Origin of the sequence: Halomonas sp. AOP13-D3-9, assembly GCF_052379125.1 — a bacterium.
GTDB lineage: Bacteria > Pseudomonadota > Gammaproteobacteria > Pseudomonadales > Halomonadaceae > Vreelandella.
In genome coordinates this window covers 106,752-128,140 of the sequence record NZ_JBQSYH010000015.1, presented here as the reverse complement: position 1 = coordinate 128,140, position 21,389 = coordinate 106,752, and the positions used below count along the sequence as shown (strand labels likewise).

At 51.4% G+C, this 21,389-nt stretch carries 25 protein-coding genes and 1 pseudogene; 11 read left to right on the top strand and 15 right to left on the bottom strand.

Translation table 11 applies throughout. The features are described from left to right. Positions 1 to 142 precede the first annotated feature (142 nt). The 3 genes from ACT3UM_RS17140 to gabT all read left to right on the top strand — a co-directional run bounded on the left by ACT3UM_RS17140 (position 143) and on the right by gabT (position 3,242). On the top strand, positions 143 to 952 hold the full coding sequence (locus ACT3UM_RS17140) for an EAL domain-containing protein (RefSeq protein ID WP_498900762.1): 810 nt from the start codon (positions 143 to 145) through the stop codon (positions 950 to 952). Beyond that, positions 939 to 1,877, top strand: a complete 939-nt coding sequence (locus ACT3UM_RS17135; RefSeq protein ID WP_498900760.1) for a sensor domain-containing diguanylate cyclase — start codon at positions 939 to 941, stop codon at positions 1,875 to 1,877. Before ACT3UM_RS17140 ends, ACT3UM_RS17135 begins: the two co-directional genes overlap by 14 nt. A gap of 87 nt (positions 1,878 to 1,964) precedes the next feature. After that, the gene (gene gabT, locus ACT3UM_RS17130) at positions 1,965 to 3,242 is read left to right on the top strand and encodes a 4-aminobutyrate--2-oxoglutarate transaminase (RefSeq protein ID WP_498900758.1); all 1,278 of its coding nucleotides are present in this window, start codon (positions 1,965 to 1,967) and stop codon (positions 3,240 to 3,242) included. Between the two features lie 65 nt (positions 3,243 to 3,307). On the opposite strand, the gene ACT3UM_RS17125 is transcribed toward gabT, so the two are convergent. From ACT3UM_RS17125 to ACT3UM_RS17110, 4 genes are all read right to left on the bottom strand, one after another. After that, a complete protein-coding gene (locus tag ACT3UM_RS17125) occupies positions 3,308 to 3,556 on the bottom strand; it encodes a YkoF family thiamine/hydroxymethylpyrimidine-binding protein (RefSeq protein ID WP_498900756.1) in 249 nt (82 codons plus the stop codon). A gap of 9 nt (positions 3,557 to 3,565) precedes the next feature. Beyond that, entirely contained in the window at positions 3,566 to 4,393 is an 828-nt protein-coding gene (locus tag ACT3UM_RS17120) for an alpha/beta fold hydrolase (RefSeq protein WP_498900754.1), read from the bottom strand. Between the two features lie 131 nt (positions 4,394 to 4,524). After that, positions 4,525 to 5,571 (bottom strand): DNA polymerase IV, encoded by a 1,047-nt coding sequence (gene dinB / locus ACT3UM_RS17115; protein WP_498900752.1) that lies wholly within the window; start codon positions 5,569 to 5,571, stop codon positions 4,525 to 4,527. Positions 5,572 to 5,615: 44 nt separating this feature from the next. Beyond that, positions 5,616 to 7,079, bottom strand: a complete 1,464-nt coding sequence (locus ACT3UM_RS17110) for a protein adenylyltransferase SelO (RefSeq protein WP_498900750.1) — start codon at positions 7,077 to 7,079, stop codon at positions 5,616 to 5,618. Positions 7,080 to 7,161: 82 nt separating this feature from the next. Between ACT3UM_RS17110 and ACT3UM_RS17105 the strand changes: the two genes are divergently transcribed. After that, on the top strand, positions 7,162 to 7,773 hold the full coding sequence (locus ACT3UM_RS17105; protein WP_498900748.1) for a DNA-3-methyladenine glycosylase: 612 nt from the start codon (positions 7,162 to 7,164) through the stop codon (positions 7,771 to 7,773). Here the strand turns inward: ACT3UM_RS17105 and ACT3UM_RS17100 are convergent. After that, entirely contained in the window at positions 7,770 to 8,645 is an 876-nt protein-coding gene (locus tag ACT3UM_RS17100; protein WP_498900746.1) for an NAD-dependent protein deacetylase, read from the bottom strand. The two genes, ACT3UM_RS17105 and ACT3UM_RS17100, sit on opposite strands and share 4 nt — an antisense overlap. 106 nt (positions 8,646 to 8,751) lie before the next feature. Between ACT3UM_RS17100 and ACT3UM_RS17095 the strand changes: the two genes are divergently transcribed. Both ACT3UM_RS17095 and ACT3UM_RS17090 read left to right on the top strand, forming a co-directional pair. Next, positions 8,752 to 9,924 (top strand): UbiH/UbiF/VisC/COQ6 family ubiquinone biosynthesis hydroxylase, encoded by a 1,173-nt coding sequence (locus ACT3UM_RS17095; protein ID WP_498900744.1) that lies wholly within the window; start codon positions 8,752 to 8,754, stop codon positions 9,922 to 9,924. A 110-nt stretch (positions 9,925 to 10,034) separates the two neighbouring features. Next, on the top strand, positions 10,035 to 11,228 hold the full coding sequence (locus tag ACT3UM_RS17090) for an E22 family MetX-like putative esterase (protein WP_498900742.1): 1,194 nt from the start codon (positions 10,035 to 10,037) through the stop codon (positions 11,226 to 11,228). A 60-nt stretch (positions 11,229 to 11,288) separates the two neighbouring features. Here ACT3UM_RS17090 and ACT3UM_RS17085 read toward each other — a convergent pair whose 3' ends face one another. The 3 genes from ACT3UM_RS17085 to ACT3UM_RS17075 all read right to left on the bottom strand — a co-directional run bounded on the left by ACT3UM_RS17085 (position 11,289) and on the right by ACT3UM_RS17075 (position 13,203). Beyond that, a complete protein-coding gene (locus tag ACT3UM_RS17085) occupies positions 11,289 to 11,561 on the bottom strand; it encodes an antitoxin (RefSeq protein WP_498900740.1) in 273 nt (90 codons plus the stop codon). A gap of 130 nt (positions 11,562 to 11,691) precedes the next feature. Next, on the bottom strand, positions 11,692 to 12,006 hold the full coding sequence (locus ACT3UM_RS17080) for a HigA family addiction module antitoxin (RefSeq protein WP_498900738.1): 315 nt from the start codon (positions 12,004 to 12,006) through the stop codon (positions 11,692 to 11,694). Between the two features lie 543 nt (positions 12,007 to 12,549). After that, positions 12,550 to 13,203, bottom strand: a complete 654-nt coding sequence (locus ACT3UM_RS17075; protein WP_498900736.1) for a DsbA family oxidoreductase — start codon at positions 13,201 to 13,203, stop codon at positions 12,550 to 12,552. 99 nt (positions 13,204 to 13,302) lie between these two features. On the opposite strand from ACT3UM_RS17075, the gene vapB reads away from it, so the two are divergent. From vapB to ACT3UM_RS17060, 3 genes are read left to right on the top strand one after another with little or no spacing between them, the layout of a single operon-like run. After that, positions 13,303 to 13,533: a type II toxin-antitoxin system VapB family antitoxin gene (gene vapB, locus ACT3UM_RS17070; RefSeq protein ID WP_498900734.1), complete on the top strand. Its 231-nt coding sequence runs from the start codon at positions 13,303 to 13,305 to the stop codon at positions 13,531 to 13,533. After that, complete coding sequence (vapC, locus tag ACT3UM_RS17065) at positions 13,533 to 13,931, top strand: type II toxin-antitoxin system tRNA(fMet)-specific endonuclease VapC (RefSeq protein WP_498900732.1); 399 nt, start codon at positions 13,533 to 13,535, stop codon at positions 13,929 to 13,931. The genes vapB and vapC overlap by 1 nt, the downstream gene beginning before the upstream one ends. Before the next feature lie 33 nt (positions 13,932 to 13,964). Beyond that, the gene (locus ACT3UM_RS17060; RefSeq protein ID WP_498900730.1) at positions 13,965 to 14,384 is read left to right on the top strand and encodes a hypothetical protein; all 420 of its coding nucleotides are present in this window, start codon (positions 13,965 to 13,967) and stop codon (positions 14,382 to 14,384) included. Between the two features lie 119 nt (positions 14,385 to 14,503). Here the strand turns inward: ACT3UM_RS17060 and ACT3UM_RS17055 are convergent, their stop codons facing one another. The 6 genes and pseudogenes from ACT3UM_RS17055 to ACT3UM_RS17030 all read right to left on the bottom strand — a co-directional run. Further along, complete coding sequence (locus ACT3UM_RS17055; protein ID WP_022520034.1) at positions 14,504 to 14,791, bottom strand: HigA family addiction module antitoxin; 288 nt, start codon at positions 14,789 to 14,791, stop codon at positions 14,504 to 14,506. A 10-nt stretch (positions 14,792 to 14,801) separates the two neighbouring features. Then, positions 14,802 to 15,053, bottom strand: a complete 252-nt coding sequence (locus ACT3UM_RS17050) for a type II toxin-antitoxin system RelE/ParE family toxin (RefSeq protein ID WP_498900728.1) — start codon at positions 15,051 to 15,053, stop codon at positions 14,802 to 14,804. Positions 15,054 to 15,205: 152 nt separating this feature from the next. Beyond that, complete coding sequence (locus ACT3UM_RS17045; protein ID WP_498900726.1) at positions 15,206 to 16,168, bottom strand: ribonuclease Z; 963 nt, start codon at positions 16,166 to 16,168, stop codon at positions 15,206 to 15,208. A gap of 119 nt (positions 16,169 to 16,287) precedes the next feature. Continuing rightward, positions 16,288 to 16,581 carry a HigA family addiction module antitoxin gene (locus ACT3UM_RS17040; protein ID WP_179916518.1) on the bottom strand — a complete coding sequence of 98 codons (294 nt, stop codon included), beginning with the start codon at positions 16,579 to 16,581 and terminating at the stop codon, positions 16,288 to 16,290. Then, positions 16,581 to 16,859, bottom strand: a complete 279-nt coding sequence (locus ACT3UM_RS17035; RefSeq protein ID WP_498900724.1) for a type II toxin-antitoxin system RelE/ParE family toxin — start codon at positions 16,857 to 16,859, stop codon at positions 16,581 to 16,583. Before ACT3UM_RS17035 ends, ACT3UM_RS17040 begins: the two co-directional genes overlap by 1 nt. 147 nt (positions 16,860 to 17,006) lie before the next feature. Beyond that, positions 17,007 to 17,182: pseudogene (locus ACT3UM_RS17030) on the bottom strand (MBL fold metallo-hydrolase); the annotation flags it as partial. Positions 17,183 to 17,502: 320 nt separating this feature from the next. Between ACT3UM_RS17030 and ACT3UM_RS17025 the strand changes: the two are divergent. Beyond that, entirely contained in the window at positions 17,503 to 18,900 is a 1,398-nt protein-coding gene (locus ACT3UM_RS17025; protein WP_498900722.1) for an ATP-binding protein, read from the top strand. Beyond that, on the top strand, positions 18,900 to 19,910 hold the full coding sequence (locus ACT3UM_RS17020; protein ID WP_498900720.1) for an O-methyltransferase: 1,011 nt from the start codon (positions 18,900 to 18,902) through the stop codon (positions 19,908 to 19,910). Before ACT3UM_RS17025 ends, ACT3UM_RS17020 begins: the two co-directional genes overlap by 1 nt. Before the next feature lies 1 nt (position 19,911). Here the strand turns inward: ACT3UM_RS17020 and ACT3UM_RS17015 are convergent, their stop codons facing one another. Further along, positions 19,912 to 21,033, bottom strand: coding sequence for a DNA cytosine methyltransferase (locus tag ACT3UM_RS17015; RefSeq protein WP_498900718.1), 1,122 nt, complete (start codon positions 21,031 to 21,033; stop codon positions 19,912 to 19,914). Between the last annotated feature and the right edge of the window lie 356 nt (positions 21,034 to 21,389).

Below are 21,389 nucleotides of genomic sequence, written 5' to 3'. Positions count from 1 at the left end.
GACAGCTATACAAAACCTATACAAAGCATATATTACGCTCTAAACTGAGTACCGTTGAATGCTTCAGTGTAGGCTGTAGGCATTAAGCTTTTTAAGCTTATGGCATTAACAACCTCATCCCACCCACCCCGTAGGAGCCGCTATGAGCCAGTGCGCACGCGTCAATGGCCACTGCAAACGCTGTGAAGGCGATTTGCCCTTTGAGTTCACCATGGCCTTTCAGCCAATAGTGGATTTATCGTTGGCTCGAATCGTCACCTACGAAGCATTGGTGCGTGGGACGCAAGGCGAATCCGCCGGGAGTGTGATTGCCCAAGTCACCGACGAGCTGCTCTACCGTTTTGATCAGGCCTGCCGGGTGAAGGCAATAGAGATGGCCAGCGCACTGGATATGCCAACCGATCTCTCGATCAACTTCCTGCCCAACGCCGTTTATGAGCCAGAAGCGTGTATCCAGGCAACGTTAGACGTTTCCAAACGCGTGGGCTGGCCCACCCATCGGCTTATTTTTGAAATCACCGAAACCGAGCGCGTCCGCGACCGGCAACATCTATGCAATATTATTGATGCGTACCGCTCCATGGGCTTCAAAACAGCGCTTGACGACTTTGGTAATGGGTACGCCAACCTGGACTTACTTACCGAATTGACCCCTGATAAGCTTAAAATCGACCGTGAACTGGTGATGCATTGCGACAGCGATTTTCGCCGCCAGGCGCTATTAAACGCGATCATTTCACTCGCCCAAGAGCTCAAAATGACCCTTATCGCCGAAGGGGTAGAAACCCGCGCCGAAGCGTTATGGCTGGCCCGCGCGGGGATAGTTCGTCAGCAGGGTTTCTATTTCGCCAAACCCGCGATTAACTCTTTGGGCGCCGACATTACTCCGCTATTAGTGGATTTAAAACGTGAAGCAGAAAGCAGTTCAGGAGCGGTGAATGAAAGAGATTAGTCCCGATAAGCTCTACCAGCTTTTTAACCGCTCAAAGCGCAATACTGAAAACGTTATCAAAGCTTCCCCCATAGGCATCTGTATCACTACGCCCTCTGGCCACTTTGAAATGGTCAACCCCGCCTACTGTGAGTTCTATGGTTATCGGCCCGATGAGCTATTGGGCCAGCACTTCACCATGATGGTGCCAGAAGCGAACCGGGCTATTTTGTCGGCATTACACGAAGACTTTATTCGAGGCCATGAAAACCACGAGCTGCGCCAAGAGTGGGATGTGGTCAACAGAAACGGCGAATTACGCACTATTATTGCCGAAGCAGCACGCATTGAAGCTGACGATGGCGAACCGCGTAAAGTCACTTTTATTATCGACATTACCCAGCGCAAGCAGCTCGAAGAGCGGCTGAAGCTGGCCAATGAGCGCCTGGATCATCTTGCCCACCACGATGAACTCACTGAATTGTACAATCGTCGTGCGGGTTTGCAGCGTTTGGATGAAGAGATCAAGCGCTGCGAGCGATATAGCACCACCTTCAGCATCGCCATGTATGATCTGGACGACTTTAAAGCGATTAACGATACCTATGGACACAGCACGGGCGATAGCGTTCTACAGCAGATCACTACCTTAGTGAGCAGCGTACTGCGCGACACCGATTTACACATCCGCCTGGGCGGTGAAGAGTTTTTGATCATTATGCCCGGCGTGAACGCCGAAGAGGCCTATCAGGGTATGGAACGTGTGCGCAAAAGCGTCGCGCAACAAACCTTTAGCGAGCATCAATTAACGGTGACGCTCTCATCGGGAATTGCCAGCTACGTTGAAGCTTCGGGCACACGGCTACTTGATCGTGCCGACAAAGCTATGTATCAAGCTAAACAGACGGGGCGTAATCGTGTTGTCATTGCCTCGTCATCCATGTAAGCAACGCTATTAAGCACTATGCTGATAGGTACTGTGCTGATAAGTACCATGCTGAAAGAACATCCATCATCAATTAGGAAGTAAGCCATGAGCAGCAATGCCGAACTGAACGAGCTCAAACATAAATACGTCGCTGCTGGCGCTGCTAGCCCCGCGACGGCCTTCGCCGACCACGCTGAAAACGCTGAAATCTGGGACGCGGACGGCAACCGCTTTATCGACTTCGCGGGCGGCATTGGCGTACTCAACGTAGGTCACCGCCACCCCAAAGTGGTCGCCGCGGTCAAAGCCCAGCTCGATAAGCTGATGCACACCTGCCAAACGGTCATGCCTTACGAGGGCTACGTAAAAGTCGCTGAAAAGCTCAGCCAGATCGTACCGGTGCGTGGTCACGCCAAGGTAATGCTGGCCAACTCTGGCGCTGAAGCGCTGGAAAACGCGGTCAAGATTGCCCGCGCCGCCACCGGCCGTTCCAATGTGATCTGCTTTGATGGTGGTTACCACGGCCGTACCTTCTTCACCATGGCGATGAACGGCAAGGTGGCGCCTTACCAGAGCGACTTCGGCCCGATGCCGGGCACCGTGTTCCGTGCGCCCTACCCGGTGCCCTACCATGGCGTTAGCGAAGACGAAGCCATTCGCGGCCTGAAGATGACGCTTAAAACTGATGCCAACCCCAAAGATACCGCAGCCATTGTGCTTGAACCGGTACTGGGTGAAGGCGGTTTCTACCCAGCCTCTACTAGCTTCCTGACCAAGATCCGCGAGATCTGCGATGAACACGGTATTTTGATGATCATCGATGAAGTGCAGTCGGGCTTTGGTCGTACCGGCAAAATGTTTGCCATCGAGCATAGCGGCGTTGAGCCGGACATTATGACCATGGCCAAGAGTATGGCCGACGGCATGCCGATCTCTGCCATCGTAGGCACTGACAAGGTGATGGATGCCTCTGGCCCCAACTCACTGGGCGGCACCTACACCGGCAGCCCCACCGCCTGTGCCGCAGCGTTGGCGGTGATGGACGTATTTGAAGAAGAGAATATTCTGGAGAAAAGCCAGGCCCTGGGCGACAAACTGGCCAAGCGCTTCAATGTGTGGGCCGACAAGTTTGATTGCATCGACCACGTGCGCAACATGGGCGCCATGGCGGCGTTTGAGCTGGTGTCGAACAAAGCCGACCACACGCCTAACCCTGAGCTCGCGGCTGCGCTGTGCAAGAAAGCACGCGAAGAGGGCTTGATCCTGCTCTCCTGCGGCATGTACGGCAACACCATCCGCTTTTTGATGCCCGTCACCATTCAAGACGACGTGCTCAATGAAGGCTTGGATATTATTGAGTCCTGCTTAGACTCGCTGGTGTAACGCCAAGCTAACTGACGTTAGTGCATATGTGAGTAAAACGCCGCCCAATCGGGCGGCGTTTTGGTTTAACGAGGCCTACGGTCGCCTTCCAGAAAGTTGGCCGTAAATACCGCTTTGCCATGGGTTTCAAACGACCACTTCATCACCTCGCTTAACGCCGCCATCACGGCGTTGAACTCACCAAAAACCTGGGTGCTCATACGGTTGGGGTGTACTTCCAACCCCGTCGCTTCAAGACGTTTCACCACCTCTTTGACTACCGGCTTGAAGTCATCAGCCAGCGGGTAATAGCTAAGCTGTACGGAAAGATACATAACGCCTCCTTACGCTGTGTTTGATGGCCTGTTACTGCTTTCTAAGCGCAGCCAGGCAGCCATAATAGCGGCACGGGTTTCATCCGGATGCTCCATTGGGAACATATGCGTGCCCGGAACTTCGCTTACCGTTAGGCCCTTTCGCTTCAAACGCTTGATGCGCGAAGCGGTCAGTAAGTGGGACTCTTTGCCTGCCACTAGTTCTAAGGGCACGCCCAACCTCTGAGGCAAACGCGAGAGGTGATCGGGTAAATGACGGAAAATTTCCACCTCTACACCTGGATCAAAGGTCAGTTCAGCACTACCGTCATCTAACAAGCGCGTCCCTGCTTCAATGTAGTCGTTGAGCGCCTCGGGGGTAAAGCGGCGAAATAACCCCCTCCTTCCCAGCGAACTCGCCATCGCTTCGCGGCTCGGCCAAACAGTGCGCCGCCCCAAGGTTTTACCCGCAGGTGTGACCCGATCAACAAAACCAAACCGCTTGGCGGCTTTCATCGCCCAGGCATCGGTGCCCAGCATCAACGGCGGGTCGAGCATGATCACCCCGCAGAAGCGCTCAGGCTGCTTATCGGCGGCCATGGCCATCAATGTGCCACCCAGCGAATGCCCTACCCCCAGCAACGGCGTATCGCTTTCGGGTAGGTAGCTCAGCAACTCATCGACCAGATTGCCCCAGTTGTGATTAACCGGGTAATCAGGATGGTGACCCAAGCGATCCAAAGGGTGCAGGTCAAAGGTTTCAGCCAGTGGATTCAGCAGGCTGCGATAGCTTAGCCCTGGAAAACCATTGGCGTGGGCAAACACTAAACGGGGGCGTTGGGCAGCATTAGCAGACATGGCAAGGCTCGCGCGTTAAAAAAGGCAGGAAGACGGCTCATGTGAAACTTATTTATTTACGCCGCCTATCATACATCTGTTTTAACGCGCTCCTGTATGAGCGTCAATGACTAGAAGTGTTAACAGGCTAATTAAAACAGCGACAGCTGATGCTCTTGGCTGTTTTCCGCCAGCCGGTAGCCCACACCCAGCAGACGCACGGGCCGTTCGCCTCTGGCCCAGCCAACCTTCAGCAGGCTTTCAAACTGTTCAAGGTTGGGCGCTGGGTCGGCGTGTTCGACGGTGGTTTGGGTGAAGTCATTAAATTTCACTTTGACGATCAGCCCGCGCACTGCCAGGGGTGGGTCTAGCCGGGCATAGCGGCGCTCTAAATCCTCGATCAGCGCCGGTAGCTCATTACGGCAGGCATCCAGGTTGGGTAAATCCTGAGAATAGGTTTGCTCGGTGCTAATCGACTTACGCTCACGGTGGGTTTTCACCGGGCGCTCATCGCGGCCCCAGCTTAGCTCGTGCAGCCGCCGCCCAAAGCGGCCAAAATGTTCGACCAGTTCCGTTAGCTGGCGGCTACGCAAATCGGCGCAGGTGTGGATATCCAATCCCGCCAACTTTTCAGCGGTGCGCGGGCCAACGCCATGGATTTTTTTCACCGGTAGCTGCTGCACAAAGCTGTCGACTTTGTCCGGCGTAATCACACAGAGGCCGTTGGGCTTATTCCAGTCGCTGGCGATTTTGGCCAAAAACTTATTGGGCGCCACGCCTGCTGAAACGGTAATCCCCACTTCGCGACTCACCCGCTCACGGATTGCTTCGGCCATGAGTGTCGCGCTGCCGTGATGCAGCGTCACCTCAGAAACATCCAAAAAGGCTTCATCCAGGGAGAGCGGCTCGATCAGCTCAGTCACATCACGATAAATGGCAAAGACCTGGCGGGCGACCTCTTTATATTTGGCCATCTCACCGCGAATCACGGTGAGATGTGGGCAGCGCTTGAGCGCTTGGCCCATGGGCATCGCCGAATGGATGCCAAACTCGCGGGCAGGATAGTTACAGGTGGCGACCACCCCGCGCTGCTCAACGCTACCGCCAATGGCAATCGGTATATCTCGCAACGCGGGGTTATCGCGCATTTCCACGGCTGCATAAAAGCAGTCACAGTCGCAGTGAATGATTTTGCGCACCGGCTACCCGCCCAACTGTAAAAAAACACAGTCTAGCATAGGCGCTATGTACCACAGAAGGTTCTTAGCACCTGCTCATTTTCCGTGGCAGGCGCTGCCAAACGGCGCGCTTCAACCGACTCATCGAACGGCTTGGTCACCACGGCTAGAAGGGTATGGAAAGGCGAAAAATCACCGTCGTAAGCGGCATCAATGACATCCTGAACCCGGTGGTTGCGGGGAATAATCACTGGGTTGGCGTGACGCATGGCCGTGAACCGTTCGCCATCTTGACTGGCCACTTGCTCTTGCTGCCAGGTATCCAGCCAAGTTGATAATTCATCGGGCTGTGTCGTCAGCGCCAGCAGCGCCTCGCGATGCTCATCACTCAGCGAAAAGGCGTATTGGGTGAGCGCATCAAAGGTCGCGGTCATGTCCATCCGGCCCTGATGCATCTGACTTTCCAACGCTTCCATCAGTGGCACGGCTTGGTCGCTTTCTGTTGCCAGGCCGAGTTTATCGGCGTGCAGGCGACGCTGTTCGGCGCTGAACAATGGCTCAAAGCGGCGAATGACATCGGTGGCCTGCTCCACCAACGCCTCTCCCTCTTTATTCATTAACGGCAGCAGCGTTTCGGCAAAGCGCGCCAGGTTCCACTGGGCAATCGCCGGTTGGTTATCAAACGCGTAGCGCTTGCCCTGGTCGATGGAGCTGTACACCTTCTGGGGATCAAACTGCTCCATAAAGGCACAGGGGCCGTAATCAATGGTTTCCCCGGCAATGCTGCAGTTATCGGTATTCATCACGCCATGGATAAAGCCAGTGCTCATCCAGCGGGCAATCAGCACTGCCTGGCGGGCCACAACCGCCTCCAGCAGCGCTAAGTAAGGATCTTCGGCGTTGGCGGCATCGGGATAGTGGCGCTCAATGACATGATCCGCCAGCGCTTTTAGCAGTGCCTCATCTCGGCGTGCGGCGGCGAACTGGAACGTGCCAACGCGGATATGGCTGCTAGCCACGCGGGTAAACACTGCGCCAGGTTCTGCCATTTGGCGTACCACTCGCTCGCCGCTAGACACCGCTGCCAGAGCGCGGGTAGTGGGAATGCCCATGGCGGCCATAAACTCACTGACCAAATATTCACGCAGCACCGGCCCAAGTGGCGAGCGGCCATCGCCACCGCGGGAGAACGGCGTGCGGCCGCTGCCCTTTAGCTGCACATCGCGGCGCACGCCGTTCTGGTCGATCACTTCACCCAGCAGCAGCGCCCGGCCGTCGCCCAACTGCGGTACAAAGTTGCCGAACTGGTGGCCTGCATAACCTAATGCGCCCGGCTTGGCATCCGGCATGGGCTGGTTGCCGCTAAACCACTCGGCCAGCGTTGTTGAGTCAGGTATCTCTTTGGCGCCCAGCTCTTCGGCAAGCGTGGCATTAAAGGCAATCAGCTCGGGCTGCGCCACGGGCGTTGCTTGGGTGGCGACCCAAAGGGGTTCCGGCAATGTGGAGTAGCGATGTTCAAATTGCAGCACGATAGGCTCCGCTTTTAGTGGCAATGACTATCTAATACCCTAGCATTCTACTCAACTAAACGCCGAGGCGATGTTACCAAACATGCCAAATGTTAAAGACAGCATGCTACCTCCCCTCTCACGGGATTTTTATAATCGCGACACCCTTAAGGTAGCTAGAGACATGCTCGGCTGCTGGCTGGTGCGCGACCATAACGGCGAGCAGATGGCGGCAAGGATTGTTGAGACAGAGGCCTATTGCGGCGCTGAGGACTCCGCTTGCCATGCCCACCGCCGCCGCTCTCCGCGAACAGAAGCAATGTTCGTGCCTGCGGGCCACGCCTATGTCTATCTCGTTTACGGCATGCACTGGCTCTTGAACGTAGTCACCGAGCCAGAGGATTCGCCCTGCGCGGTGCTGATTCGTGCGGTTGAGCCCACCGCCAACGAAGCCGCCATGCGCGCCACCCGTCAAGCCGCGGGGAAACAACTCAGCAATGGCCCCGGCAAGCTCACGCGTGCTTTAACCATTGATAAAGCGCTGTATGGCCATGATATGACCCAGGCCGACAAGCTGTGGATTAGCACAGCAACGCACGACGCCAAGATCGCCAGTGGCCCACGCGTGGGTATCGATTACGCCCAGCCAGAGCACCGCGACGCGCCATGGCGACTCTGGCTAGAAGATAATCCGTGGGTATCCAAAGCCCGCTAGCGCGGAAGAATTGGCTCAGCGCCCTTTAAGCTACGAACAGCCTGCTCCAGCACCGGTGTTAACGGCGCCCGCCACTGGTGGGTTAACAGCGCATCGGCCCGAGTCACGCCGAGGGAGAGCGATGCTAGCGGTATGCCCCGATCATGGGCGGCGCGGCAGAAGCGGTAGCCGGAAAACACCATTAATGAAGTGCCTACTGCGAGCACTGCATCCGACTCAGCCAGCGCTACCTGGGCTGCCAAACGCCGTTCGGCGGGCACCACATCGCCGTAAAACACTACATCGGGTTTTAAAATGCCGCTACAGCGCGGGCAGTCGAAAATGCGAAAGGAGCTGAAGTCGGTTTCCAGGTCGGCGTCGCCATCTGGGGCGTGCCCCGCCTGCAAACCTGCAAAGCTCGGATTCATACGCGCCATTTCGGCATGCATGGCGTGGCGCATCATTTGATAGTCGCACACCATGCACTTCACCATGTCCGCTCGGCCATGCAGGTCGATCACCCGGCGCGAACCGGCGCGCTGATGTAAACGGTCAACGTTCTGAGTCACCAACTGCTGGATATAGCCCTGGGACTCCAACGCGGCTAACGCCCGGTGCGCGCCGCCCGTCTGGGCTTCGCGCATGGCGCTAAAGCCGATCAGTGCCCGCGCCCAGTAGCGCTGGCGAACGTGGTGAGAGCTCATAAAGTCGCCATGCTGAACAGGGGGCGGCCGCTTCCATTGACCATCTGCATCGCGATAGTCCGGAATACCGCTGTCGGTACTCACACCGGCGCCGGTAATCACCCACAGTTTGGGGTGCTGCTGAATAAACGCTGCCAGCTCCTCACCCGCCTGGGCAACGCTATTTGCAATTTCCACGGCCTGCGTCAATCGTTCACCTCTAGGCAATGTGGTTCAAACTCAACGATACTGTAGTGCAACAGCGGGCCAAACAACGCGCCCTTCAACGCTTATTGTGCACCCAGGAGATACTCTTATGCAGCACGATCATGACATTATTATTGTCGGCGGCGGCATGGTGGGCGCCGCCCTGGCGGCTCGCGTGGGTCATGCGGGCTTCTCCGTCGGGCTGGTGGAGCAAGGCGACGCCCCTGCTGAACCTAGCGGTGACTATGACCTGCGCATTTCATCGCTGAACGCGCGCTCGTTAGCCTTTGTTAAAGCCAGCGGCACAGCGCTGCCGGAAGAGCGTAGCTGCCCGTTTCGGCATATTGATGTCTCCAACCAGGACGGCACCGGCCACTCGCTGTTTTCCGCTGAAGAAAGCGGCATGGAGGATTTCGGCATCTTTATTGAAAACCGCACGCTGCAGTATGCGCTATGGCAGCGCTTGGAACAGCTGCCCAGCGTCACCTGCTACACCCAGTGCGCGCCATTAAGCACGATCACCTCGAGCACTGGCCGCCTGCTGGAGCTGGATAACGGCAAAACCCTCAGTGCTCGCTTAATCGTCGGCGCCGACGGCGCAAAATCGACCCTGCGTGAGCTAGCGGGTATCAGCGTTAGCAGCTACGACTACCACCAGCGGGCGATGATCATTAATGTGGAAACCGAACTGCCCCAGCAGGATGTCAGTTGGCAGGTTTTCACCCCCACGGGCCCCATCGCCATGCTGCCCCTGCCTGGCCACCGCGCTTCCCTGGTGTGGTACGACACCGAGCAAGCCACCCAAGACCGTGAACAGCTGGACGATGAAGCACTGAAAGCAGCGATTGAAATGGCCTTCCCCAAACGCCTGGGTAACCTCATCCGCATCGTCGCCCGGGCCAGCTTCCCCATCAAACGCCAGCACGCCCAGCGCTATATCGGCAAACGTCTGGCGCTGATTGGTGATGCTGCCCATGTGGTGCACCCGCTGGCTGGCCAGGGATTAAATATCGGCCTACACGACGCCGACACCCTGGCCGAGATTATCATTCAAGGCCGCGACCCCGGCGACTACCTCAACCTACTGCGCTTTGAGTGTCAGCGCCGCGCGGCTAACCAGGCGATGATTGCCGCCACCGACAGCTTCCACCATCTGTTTACCGGCGCCAAACCGCTTCGCCAGTTAGGCGATTTAAGCCTGCAGCTCGCCGAGCGCTTTCCGTTCGCCAAGCGCATGATGATGCAGCAAGCCAATGGGTTGAATCCGTTTAAAATGCGCTAGGGCTGACTATGTTCAAAAACTGACTAGATTCAAGAACTGACTATGCTGAGAGGGAGGCCACTGGCTGTGGCCAATAACAACCACAATTAACCCTCGTATAAGGCGACTCTATGACCTTCACACGACAAATGGTGATCACGGCGACGCTATGTTCCAGCCTTGGCCTGCTCTTGGCCACTCCTCTCTGGGCGTGGGATGGCGTCGTCGAGAAACAAACCTTCGAAATGGACAGCTTCACTACCCAGGGCGGCGAGACCATTCCCAACGTGACGGTGGGCTGGGAAGCCTACGGAGAACTCAACGACGCCCGTGATAACGTTATTTTAATTACCCACTTTTTCTCCGGCACCAGCCATGCGGCGGGCCGCTATGAAGCAGAGGGGCAGCCCACCGGCTACTGGGACGCGATTATTGGCCCCGGCAAACCACTCGATACCGATGAGTACTACATCATCTCCTCGGACACCCTGGTCAACCTGGGTGCCAATGATCCCAACGTCACCACCACCGGGCCTGCTTCTATCAACCCTGACACCGGCGAACCCTGGGGAATGGACTTTCCTGTGGTGACTATCCGTGACTTTGTCGAGGTACAGCGCGAGCTACTTGAAAGCCAAGGCATTGAAACGCTGCATGCAGTGATGGGCGCCTCTATGGGCGCGCTACAAGCCATTGAGTGGGCCAGCGCCTACCCTGACCGAGTCGAGCGCCTGATCCCCGTTATCGGCAGCGGCGTTGCCGACCCCTGGCTGCTAGCGACGCTCAGCGCTTGGGCAGCGCCAATTCGATTGGATGCCAACTGGAACGAGGGTAACTACTACGACGGCGAACCACCCACCGATGGTTTAAAAGAAGCACTTAAGCTGGTCACCCTCAACGCCAACCACTGGCAGTGGGCCAACGAGACTTTTAATCGCGATTGGGCCGATGAAGAGCGCGATCCCGCTCAGGATATCAACGCTCGTTACGCGATCGAGCAAACGCTAGATGATATCGCCGCCGCACGCGCCGCCACCTCCGATGCCAACCATCTGCTCTACCTGGTGCGCGCCAACCAGACATTTATGACGGGCCACGGTGATTCGTTAGAGGAAGGACTTGCCGCTATCGAGGCGCCCACGCTAATGCTCTACAGCGAAAACGATCTCGTCTTCGCCCCCGAAGGTGTTCGCCGCACTGCGGAGTTGATTGAAGCAGACGGCACTGAAGTGACGCTTGAAACCCTGGATGGCAATCGAGGCCACTTGGATGGCGTTGTTTCTATCGACCAAGCGAGTGATACGTTGCGGGCATTTTTGCAGTAAGAGTGGAAGCGCTGGCCTCTCTGGGAGCCAGCGCGCTCACTCAAGAGATCGGCGGATTAGCTACCGATTCTCATTTAAGCGACCTTCTACATATTTATGCAGGATGCTGGCAACAAACGTTTGGTAGGGAATGCCTTCCGCCAGGGCTTTTTTCTGTAGACCGCGAAGATCTTTGGAAGAAAGCCTGATATTGATGCGTGCATCTTTCTTGAACATCGCATCAGCATACTGCTGATGCCTCGCATTTCTGTCCTCAATATCTGTCGCTCGCCGCAACTCTCCCGCATCAAAGGCATCCAGAATATCTTGCTCTTCTTTATTTAACCTACTCATTTTGCCCCCAAATAGGCTTTGGTTGCTTTCCGGCTCGGAATGATTGTTTTCAGAAAAACCTCATCCTCCGACTCCATAAAAGGCCCCAATGTCTCTCTCCTTTAAATGGTTAGGCCATTACTGAGCTTGGCTATGCAGCGTTCAGCGGTTTAATTCGATCCACTTCCTCTTTGATCGATTGAGCTGCCGTCCATAGATCAACAGCGCGTTGTGCATTCAGCCAAAACTCTGGAGAGTTGCCAAACAAACGAGCAAGCCGAAGAGCCATTTCAGGGCTGACAGCACGCCGCTCACGCAACAGCTCATTGACCGACTGACGAGAAACGCCCAACGCTTCAGCCAGTCCTGCCACCGTCAGACCATAGTCCGGTATAAAATCCTCTCTCAACATTTCACCAGGATGGGTCGGCTTGCGCTGCATACCCGTTGTGTTAAGAATAGCCATTGTCATCACCTCATTCAGTGGTAGTCACAAACTTCAACGTCATACGCATCGCCATCTTCAAAACGAAAACAGATACGCCACTGATCATTTATTGAAATCGAGTGCTAACCTTGCCTGTTTCCAGAAAGTGGATGCAGGCGATTACCCGGCGGCACTTTCAAATCCTCCAACTGTCCAGCTAGATTCACGTATTCCAGTTTTCAAGCCGCTCTTGAAGCAACATCCGCAGGGAATTTCTTCGACGTCCCTTTGGCATAAAGCGCTTGGGTTCGTTTGTCAGCGAAAGATTTGATCATGCTTTAAAATGTATTTCGTCACGTGACGCGTGTCAGCTCATCATCACACGATTTGCATGGCAGGAACGCATAAAAGTAAACACTACAGTGTTAAAACGCAGACATAGTGAAGCGTGGGGCAGCTCCTAAGGAGCGGATTCATAGCTGATCAAATCGACATCCGCTGCCTGGGTGCGCAGCGGAATAAGTTGCTGATAAGCATCTGATTGATGCCTCTCGTCAACAGCAGCAATATCGGTATAGGACGTTACCGGTTGGCATTTTCCTCAGCCACCTGACGAAGTGCATCGACCAGCACATCGGCAGGCTGAGCGCCAGAAATTAGGTAACGTCCATCGAGAATAAATGCCGGTACAGCGTTTACTCCTGCCTCCATAAACCGCTGTTCTGCCGCTCGCACTTCATCTGCATACTGATCCGACCGGGCGATGGCCTCGGCGGCGTCGCCGTCCAGCCCAACCTCAATGGCCTTCTCCCGCAAAACCTCTGGGTCGGCGGGGTTTTTCGCCTCACCGAAGTAGGCCTCGAAGAGTGCCAACTGCAGGGCTGTCTCTTGGTTTTGCGTTCCGGCCCACGCCAGCACGCGGTGGGCAGCGAAGGTATTGTTCGCCCGGCGCTCCAGGGCACCCCGGAAATTCAGCCCAAGCGCTTCGGCGGCGGCCATAATCTCCCGCTGGGACTGCTCCATGCTGGCCGCGTCCTTGCCGTACTTGCGGCATAAGTGCTCCAAAATCGGCTCGCCCTCGGGCGGCATATCGCGGTTCAGCTCAAAGGGCTGCCAGAAGAGCTCAACATCGATCTCGCCATCAAGGATTTCTAGCGCTTGTTCCAAGCGCCGATAGCCGATCGCGCACCACGGGCAGGCTACATCGGACACTAGGTCGATTCTTACCTTTTGCATTTTGTATATCCCATTGACATATCCCAAAATTCGATCACACTAAACAAGGTATATTACGTGCATATAGTGAGTAACGGCAGTACTGATAAGGAGACCGCCATGGAAAAAGCAGCAGTGTTTAAAAGTAACCGCAGTCAAGCGGTGCGTATGCCGAAATCCCTCGCGCTGCCTGAGAACGTTACACGTGTTGATGTTATTGCCTTGGGTCGCGCGCGCTTAATTACCCCCGTAGGTGAAGCGTGGGATAGCTGGTTTGATGGCCAAAGTGTCACTGCAGACTTTATGAGTGAACGTGAACAGCCAAACGAACAGGAGCGCGAGGCGTTTTGATGCTTAAGTACATGCTTGATACCAATATCTGCATTTTCACCATCAAACATAAACCTCCCCATGTTCGTGAGACCTTTAACCAGCATAGCGACCAGCTCTGCATCAGCACCGTGACACTCATGGAGTTGGTGTATGGTGCTGAGAAGTCCGCTTCTCCCGAGAAAAACTTGAGTGTGATAGAAGGATTTGCAGCGCGGCTGGAAGTTCTCGATTACGACCCCAGCGCCGCCTATCACAGTGGCCAGCTACGTAGCGAGCTGGCAAAATCGGGGACACCCATCGGGCCATATGATCAGATGATAGCTGGGCATGCTCGCTCAAAAGGGCTGATTCTGGTAACCAACAACCTACGTGAGTTCAGTCGCGTACCTGGGCTTAGAGTAGAAGATTGGATTTAGTACGTCATTCATCCATAAGAGATGCCACTGCCCATGATCAAAACAGCATTAGCACTAATCGTCATGCTGCTGATAAGCGGATGCAGCAACAGCAACGCCACTTCATCTAACGCGCCTGCTCCGGATACGGCAACCGAGCAAAACCAGCCCCACCATCAGGTGACCGATCAATGGATTGGCCATTGGACAGGCGTAGAAGGGCTATTTCTGGACATCAGCAAGAACGAGCCTGCAGGCCCCGGCCACTATCTGCTTGAAATGCAGTACGGCCTGGATGCCGATCAAAGTGGAACATTTGAAGGCCAAGCCACAGCCGAGGGTATTAGCTTCAGCCGCGAGGACGGTCAACACCTGCTTCGCGCTGGCGACGGCGAAGCCACCGGCATGAAGTGGCTGTTGGAAAAGGAAGATTGCTTAATAGTCGCAACAGGTGAAGGCTATTGCCGCGACTGATCTGCGCGACTGACCTGAACGGAAAGCACTCAAGGAACGGCGGGATGAAATCGGCTATTCGCCCGCCAGTTCAGAAAAGCGGCCCGCTTTATCCAGGGTGTACTTAAACCACCGCTGCTTTAAGCGGCAACCAGCCTTTTTACTTTAAGCTCTTTACGGTGCTGTTCGGCGTGCCAGAGTTCGTATTGGGACTGCTGGTTCAGCCAGCTTTCCGCAGAGGTATCAAACGCGATAGAGAGCCGCACCGCCATTTCAGGGCTAATACCGGCCTTGCCGTTCAGCACAGCACTGAGCGTTTTACGGCTTACTCCGAGCGCTTCTGCAGCGGCTGTCACAGTCAGACCCAGGGGCTCCAAGCAAAGCTCGCGTAATACTTCACCAGGGTGGGGAGGATTGTGCATCAACATTGGGGCTACCTCAGTGGTAATCTTCATAATTCACTATCTCGGCATCTCCGTCCTCGAACCGAAACGTCACTCGCCAGTTACCACTAACTGTGACTGACCAGGTTCCAGAGCGATTACCTGAGAGTTCGTGCAACCGAAGCCCTGGTAAGTCCATATCTTTGGCATCTGACGCGGCATTGAGTCGACCAAGAATAAGCCGAAGCCTCTTTGTATGCGCGGCCTGAATACCTGCAGTGCTACCGGACTTGAAGAGCTTTGCCAAACCTTTGTGCTAGAAGCTCCGGCTCATCTCTAAAATGTACCCTGCAACGTATCAGGTATCAAAGACAAGGCGTTGCTCAAGTATGGCCGAGCATTTTTTCAACATGCCCCCTCTCTGAGGCATCTAATCGCTCATGACAAGTAACTAAAAATCTACTCGCTCTCTATCTCAGAAAAGCGGCCCGCTTTATCCAGGGTGTATTCGCTAAAATCCCGCGCCAGATAAAGCGAACCCGAATAGGTGCGGAGGGCCTCTTGGCGGATCTCCTCAATGGAAGGCGAGGCAAGAGGGTGGAGCTGGTAACGGGGGCTAAAATGCGTCAGCACCAGGTTGGGAAGCTTTACCGTTTCGGCAAACGCGGCGACAAGCTTGGCGTAACTATGCCCTACATCACCGGCCTTCTGGGCCATCTCTTCGGTGTAGGTGGCTTCATGCACCAGCACCTGCGCCCCCGCACACGCCTCGAACAACAAGTCAGGCTGGTCATTGTCCCCAGCGATCACGACTTTGCTCGGCTTGTGCTTAAAGATCAGGTAGTCATGGCTTTTTAAAAGCTCACCCTCAAACACAACATCAAACCCTTGCTTCAACTGCCCCCACAGCGGCCCTCTCGGAATGCCCTTTTGCGCTAGCTTATCCACGTTCAAGGCAGCGTCGACCTTTGTCTCCGTAAATCCATAAGCGTAGGACGGCGCCCGGTGTGAAAGCCTGAAGGTGTTAATCGCGATGCTTTCAAACTCAACGCTGGGCAACTCATCCGAGTCGATAAACTTCAAAGCGAAGGGTAAACATAGATGTGTAGCCTCACAGGTGGCCTCCAGCCATGTTTTGATACCTGCGGGCGCCACTATGGTCAGCGGCGTTTTCCGGCCTCCCATTCCCGCACTCGCCAGTATGCCCGGCAGCCCATAGCAATGGTCACCGTGCACGTGGGTAATCAAGATGGCTTTCAGCGAATGGAACGACAGCTTCGTGTGCAAGACCTGATGCTGAGTGCCCTCACCACAATCGATCAGATACCAGCCCTTGCCTTTGCTCTCGCGCAGGGCGACGCCGGAGACATTTCTGGTTTTTGTGGGTACACCAGCGGAGGTGCCGAGGAACAGTAGATTCATATCGCGTCCGTGCTTTCTCTTTAGAAACCTGAACCTAGGCTGGCGGCATACAGATTTCCAATACGTTTGGTTGCTCAGCTTTTTGACGACAGGGTTGCCAACGACAACAGTAGCTATCGTTAAGCGGCTTCAAAATCCAATGGCTGAAGGTCGTCCAAATTAATTGTGCTGCGAGCCATCCATAGGTCATACATATCCTGCATTGCCAGCCAGCTCTCCGGGGTACGTCCGAGAACCTTCGACAAGCGCAACGACATTTCGGGGCTAATGCCACTATCCCCTTTGAGCAACCGTGACAAGGTGGAGGGTGAAACACCCAAACTGGACGCAAGCTGACGGGAACTGATACCAAAGGGTTCTAGATAAACCTCTCGGATAAATTCGCCGGGATGCGGTGGGTTATGCATTGTCATCAGTGATAATCCTCATAATCAAGAATGTAGGCGTTGCCATCCCGAAATTCGAACCTCATGCGCCAATTTCCGTTGACCCAAATCGACCACCGCCCTTTGTCTTTCCCCTTCAATGGATGAAGCCGAAAACCGGGGATATCCATGTCTTCCACTGAAATAGCCGTATCCAAAGCAGCCAACTGCATACGCAACTTCTTGGCATGATCTACCTGTATGCCAGCGGTGCTGCCAGTAGCGTAGAACCGCTTCAGTCCTTTGTGACGGAATGACTTAATCATGAAGAAACTATAGCCTGTTGCGCACCAAGCAACAACTAGGTTTTATAATGATTGATTTTTCCGATCCCACGGTGTGAGGGTGATCACTGCCATAACGGTGATCCTGTCATCACTCACTTTTACGAACGTATACCAACTGGCGCTAAAGATGGCTTTAAGCGAATGAAACGATAGCTTCGTGTGCATGCCCTGATGCTGGGTGCCCTCACCGAAATCGATCAAGTACCAGCCTTTGCCTTTGCTCTCTCGCAAAGCGAGGCCGGAGACGTTTCTTGTTTTAGTGGGTACATACCGGCGGAGGTGCCTAGGAACAGTAGATTCATAGCTTGTTCATGGTCGCTCTAGAACCCAGGACATGGGCTGTAAGCGTATAGACTTCCAATAAGATCGGTTACTTGGGTCTTTTGACGTCACTTCGGCCTTCATGAAGCGTATAGTCTCGCCTAGACCGCTATAATGCAGCTCGCCTGACGCTTCCCGCCCGCCCGCCAAGCCTATGGCTCAGCCGCAGGCCAGTGAACAAAATTCGTTTAAGCATAAGTAGTTATTTGTCACAATTTTGCTACTATGGCAAGATGTGTATATAAACATTATATCTTACAGCTTTAATATTAAACTAAAAATCTATTAACGGATAGAATAAATGTCTAAAATTGCTAACGCACATCCAACAAAATCTTTTTTCGTAACGATGTTAACAAGAGATATAGAATTAAAGGATGCCTTACTAGATCTTTTAGACAACTGTGTTGACGGTGCTCTTCGGAAAACAAAAGATGACAAGATAGCAGAAAAGCCTTACGATGGATTTTATTGCAATATTAACCTATCTGAAGATGAAATTAGTATTATAGATAATTGTGGAGGCATCTCTAAAGAAATTGCAGAGAATTATGCTTTTAGAATGGGAAGAGAAAATGCTGAACGGGATTCAGACATAGCGACTGTAGGAATGTACGGCATTGGAATGAAGCGTGCTTTTTTCAAAATTGGTAATGCTGCAAAAGTATCTACTCAAACTGACAATGATTATTTTTCAGTAACGATACCAGATGATTGGATTGAAAATAATGACTGGCATTTTGATATCGAAGATCATGATAAAAAAATATTTGACGAGAACGGAACAACTATTAGTATAAAATCACTTCATAAAAAAGTTAAAGAACAAATCTTTGCTGAAGACTCTGAATTTGAAGAAGAATTAATAACAGAAATAAGCACACATTTTGCATACATAATGCAAAAGGGATTCAGTTTCAATGTGAATGGTTACGCGATAGCACCTAAAACTATATCTTTTGCTCTTAGCGAAAGCATCAAGCCATATATATATGAAGCAATCATAGATGATATATCTGTTTCAATGGTAATAGGATTTAGAGATCCGATGATATCAGAAGAAGACGAAGAAAAAGAAAAACGTGTCCGCTATAAAAAAGAAGATGCTGGCTGGACTGTCATATGCAATGAAAGAGTGGTATTGCTTAATGACAAATCAAGAATGACCGGTTGGGGAGATGCTGACATACCTCAATATCATAGTCAATTTATTACAATTAGCGGCATTTTAGAGTTCAAGAGCACTAAAGCCGAGCAACTGCCTTTAACTACTACCAAACGAGGCTTGGATGCAAACTCTGATATATATTTATATATAAAAAGATTCATGAGAGAAGGAATGAAAATACTGATTAGTTATACAAATAATTGGAAATCACATCGCGAGGAGGAGCGTCAGCATTATATAAATTCAGAAAAGCTATCCGCCAAAAAAATAATTGAGCAAATAAAAGCAGAAGAAAGTAATAAGTTTGGCCAACCACAAAATAAATTCAACTCAACTTCAAAAGTCGAACAGAACCGCTTCCTACCGACACTACCTACTCCAGATATAAAAAACAAAGTTAGAGTAATAAAATACACAAAAGATATTAATGAAATAAAGTTACTGGGTGAATTTTTATTTGAAGACCCTGAAGCTCCTGCATCTGAAATAGGAAAATTATGTTTTGAAAGGGTGCTTAAGGAGTATACATAATGAGCGGCGGAACTGTCCCTTACCATCTGAGACAAAATAAAGCTATTGATCGAAATGCTTTTATTGATTTTCTTCAAAACATTAATGGCATAGCTTCAATCAAAGACTATACATATGTTAGTTTTGGCGGCCCATACATGGAAGATTTTAAATGGATCCATGGTACGCTAGGGCTAACTAAAATGATCTCGATAGAGAATGATGAGGATGTCTTCGCTAGGCAAGCTTTTAACCAACCGTTTGGCTTTATTCATTGCGAACAAAAAGACAGCAGTGCATTTATTGAAGGTAGTATAAACGATGAAACTCCTTATATTTTTTGGCTAGATTATGCAAACCCCAGCCAAACCTTTGAGCAAGTTGATGAATTTGGTCAGCTCATTGAAAAGCTTAAGCCTATGGATGTTGTAAAAATAACACTTAATGCCAACCCAAGAACTTTAGGGAACCCAGAAACAGTTAAAGATAAATTAACAAATGAAATTCGTAGAGCGACGACAGATGATAAAAACAAAAAACGTCTGCATACTCTAAAAAGCCGTATGGGAAGATTCTTACCATCTGGAGTCTCAGAAAAGGATATAACTGAAAAGGAATTACCCAACACACTTCTACGCTGCTTGCAAAAAAGCGCCAACATGGCTACCAAAGACTCAAACCTATACTGTCAGCCATGTAGCTCTTTTATATATAGAGACAGTGAGCATATGATGCTTACATTAACGACTATAATTTTAAAGAAAGAAGATAAAGAGAACTTCAAAAATAATGTGCTGCAAAAATGGGAGATTGCGAACTGCAATTGGCACTCTCCCACAATGATATTACTACCTGAGCTTTCTATTAGGGAAAGACTTTTCCTGGATCAAAAAATACACTCTATCGAACCAGAAAAAATAGCGGAAGTGCTGCATTTCCTGTTTCAAAAAAAATCAAATCCTAAAGAAATAATAGATAGTTATAGCAAGCTCTATAGACATCTTCCTCATTTTTCACGAGTCATGGTGTAGCTCATGCCGAATTAATAATAGCTTTGAGAAGACTTTCACTGACAATAGGACTAACACTATTACCGATTTGTCTAAAACTGTGCCATTTGGTCTCATGAAACTGAAACCAATCTGGGAATCCCTGTAGTCGAGCTGCTTCACGAGGGGTTATTACTCGAGACTGAAATGGGTGGATAGGCCTTACTGCTTGATAGCTTCCTTTATCGCTTGCAGTACCTGCTCTTAAAGTTGGACAAAAACCATTTGGATCGAGTCTCACTGATTTAGATACCCGATCCATTTCTCCGGACTTTAGTAGGCCATATCTTTGAGCCACTTCTGTTCTGTGTACAGTACCAACACAACCGGATACTTCGCTAAAAGAATACAAACGCCTCAGGGCTTCTTCATCACCTATTCCTTTAGGCACATCAAAATAGAGCTTTTTATAAAAATCGCGTTCGCTTTCTATTTTAATTATTTCTTTCCAATGATTAAAGTTTGCATGCCGCCAATTATGATCAACTACCTCGGGCAACCCAACCAAAGCATCCTTTACAAAGATTTTATCGTAGCTCACTAGGTTACTAATTCTATTTTTGATTTTTTCACTGCTATATGGCGCACGAACTCCTACTACAAAAACTCTTGTCCGTGTAGTAGGAGCACCCAATTCAGATGCACTCAATTTAAAAGGGCCTATTAAATCATATTTTCCTGAAACAATAGACATTGCTTCATCCAATATACCTTTATTATTTTCTGCAAGAATTCCCGGAACATTTTCAGCAATAAAAAAAGATGGTAGCACATCAAGAACAAGCTGGTAAAAATGTAAATAAAGAGCATTTCTAGGATCTTTAACATTCCTCCTACCCATTGTACTAAACCCCTGACAAGGGGGGCCGCCTATAATACCTTCTACACCTTTAAGACTTGCTTCATTTAGCAAATCCACCCCTCCAACTTTAGAAATATCTTTATTCCAATGGCGTGAATTTGGGAAATTTATCGCATGGCTCTTAATAGCATGAATATCATTTTCAACTGCTAAATGAACATCAAAACCTGCACGAGCAGCACCTAGGCTTAGCCCTCCAACACCAGAAAAAAGATCAATAACCTTTGGTTTAAATTTTGACATTAAAATTCACAGTAGTAAGAACAATTGAAAGCCAAAAATCTATTAAAATTCAGCAGTGGAATTAAATACCAATCATAAAAACTCACATTTACAAGGTGAGGAGAAAACTATTAAAAAATAAAATTCAAGTCTACTTTATATACTGCTTTTTGAATTTATGTAGTTATAGCCTTTAGCTCATATCCCTTCCCCCCCTACAGACTTATCTTCTTGAAGCTTGAAGCTTGAAGGTGTAGATTATCGCATGAACTAGGGACACATGAATAGCGTTGTTACTAACGGCTATGTCAGTTACCGCTCCCTATTTTTACGCAGGCATTTTCAGGTGGCCAAGTTCAGCCAGCTTCCCGTAATCA

Coding starts and splice junctions, on each gene's coding strand:
- ACT3UM_RS17025 (WP_498900722.1), top strand. CDS start 17,503: ATGTCTAAAATTGCTAACGCACATCCAACAAAATCTTTTTTCGTAACG.
- ACT3UM_RS17140 (WP_498900762.1), top strand. CDS start 143: ATGAGCCAGTGCGCACGCGTCAATGGCCACTGCAAACGCTGTGAAGGC.
- ACT3UM_RS17015 (WP_498900718.1), bottom strand. CDS start 21,033: ATGTCAAAATTTAAACCAAAGGTTATTGATCTTTTTTCTGGTGTTGGA.
- ACT3UM_RS17045 (WP_498900726.1), bottom strand. CDS start 16,168: ATGAATCTACTGTTCCTCGGCACCTCCGCTGGTGTACCCACAAAAACC.
- ACT3UM_RS17135 (WP_498900760.1), top strand. CDS start 939: ATGAAAGAGATTAGTCCCGATAAGCTCTACCAGCTTTTTAACCGCTCA.
- ACT3UM_RS17075 (WP_498900736.1), bottom strand. CDS start 13,203: ATGCAAAAGGTAAGAATCGACCTAGTGTCCGATGTAGCCTGCCCGTGG.
- ACT3UM_RS17105 (WP_498900748.1), top strand. CDS start 7,162: ATGCCAAATGTTAAAGACAGCATGCTACCTCCCCTCTCACGGGATTTT.
- ACT3UM_RS17080 (WP_498900738.1), bottom strand. CDS start 12,006: ATGGCTATTCTTAACACAACGGGTATGCAGCGCAAGCCGACCCATCCT.
- ACT3UM_RS17125 (WP_498900756.1), bottom strand. CDS start 3,556: ATGTATCTTTCCGTACAGCTTAGCTATTACCCGCTGGCTGATGACTTC.
- ACT3UM_RS17035 (WP_498900724.1), bottom strand. CDS start 16,859: ATGATTAAGTCATTCCGTCACAAAGGACTGAAGCGGTTCTACGCTACT.
- ACT3UM_RS17085 (WP_498900740.1), bottom strand. CDS start 11,561: ATGAGTAGGTTAAATAAAGAAGAGCAAGATATTCTGGATGCCTTTGAT.
- ACT3UM_RS17120 (WP_498900754.1), bottom strand. CDS start 4,393: ATGTCTGCTAATGCTGCCCAACGCCCCCGTTTAGTGTTTGCCCACGCC.
- ACT3UM_RS17055 (WP_022520034.1), bottom strand. CDS start 14,791: ATGTTGATGCACAATCCTCCCCACCCTGGTGAAGTATTACGCGAGCTT.
- ACT3UM_RS17090 (WP_498900742.1), top strand. CDS start 10,035: ATGACCTTCACACGACAAATGGTGATCACGGCGACGCTATGTTCCAGC.
- vapB (WP_498900734.1), top strand. CDS start 13,303: ATGGAAAAAGCAGCAGTGTTTAAAAGTAACCGCAGTCAAGCGGTGCGT.
- vapC (WP_498900732.1), top strand. CDS start 13,533: ATGCTTAAGTACATGCTTGATACCAATATCTGCATTTTCACCATCAAA.
- ACT3UM_RS17040 (WP_179916518.1), bottom strand. CDS start 16,581: ATGACAATGCATAACCCACCGCATCCCGGCGAATTTATCCGAGAGGTT.
- ACT3UM_RS17060 (WP_498900730.1), top strand. CDS start 13,965: ATGATCAAAACAGCATTAGCACTAATCGTCATGCTGCTGATAAGCGGA.
- ACT3UM_RS17020 (WP_498900720.1), top strand. CDS start 18,900: ATGAGCGGCGGAACTGTCCCTTACCATCTGAGACAAAATAAAGCTATT.
- gabT (WP_498900758.1), top strand. CDS start 1,965: ATGAGCAGCAATGCCGAACTGAACGAGCTCAAACATAAATACGTCGCT.
- ACT3UM_RS17095 (WP_498900744.1), top strand. CDS start 8,752: ATGCAGCACGATCATGACATTATTATTGTCGGCGGCGGCATGGTGGGC.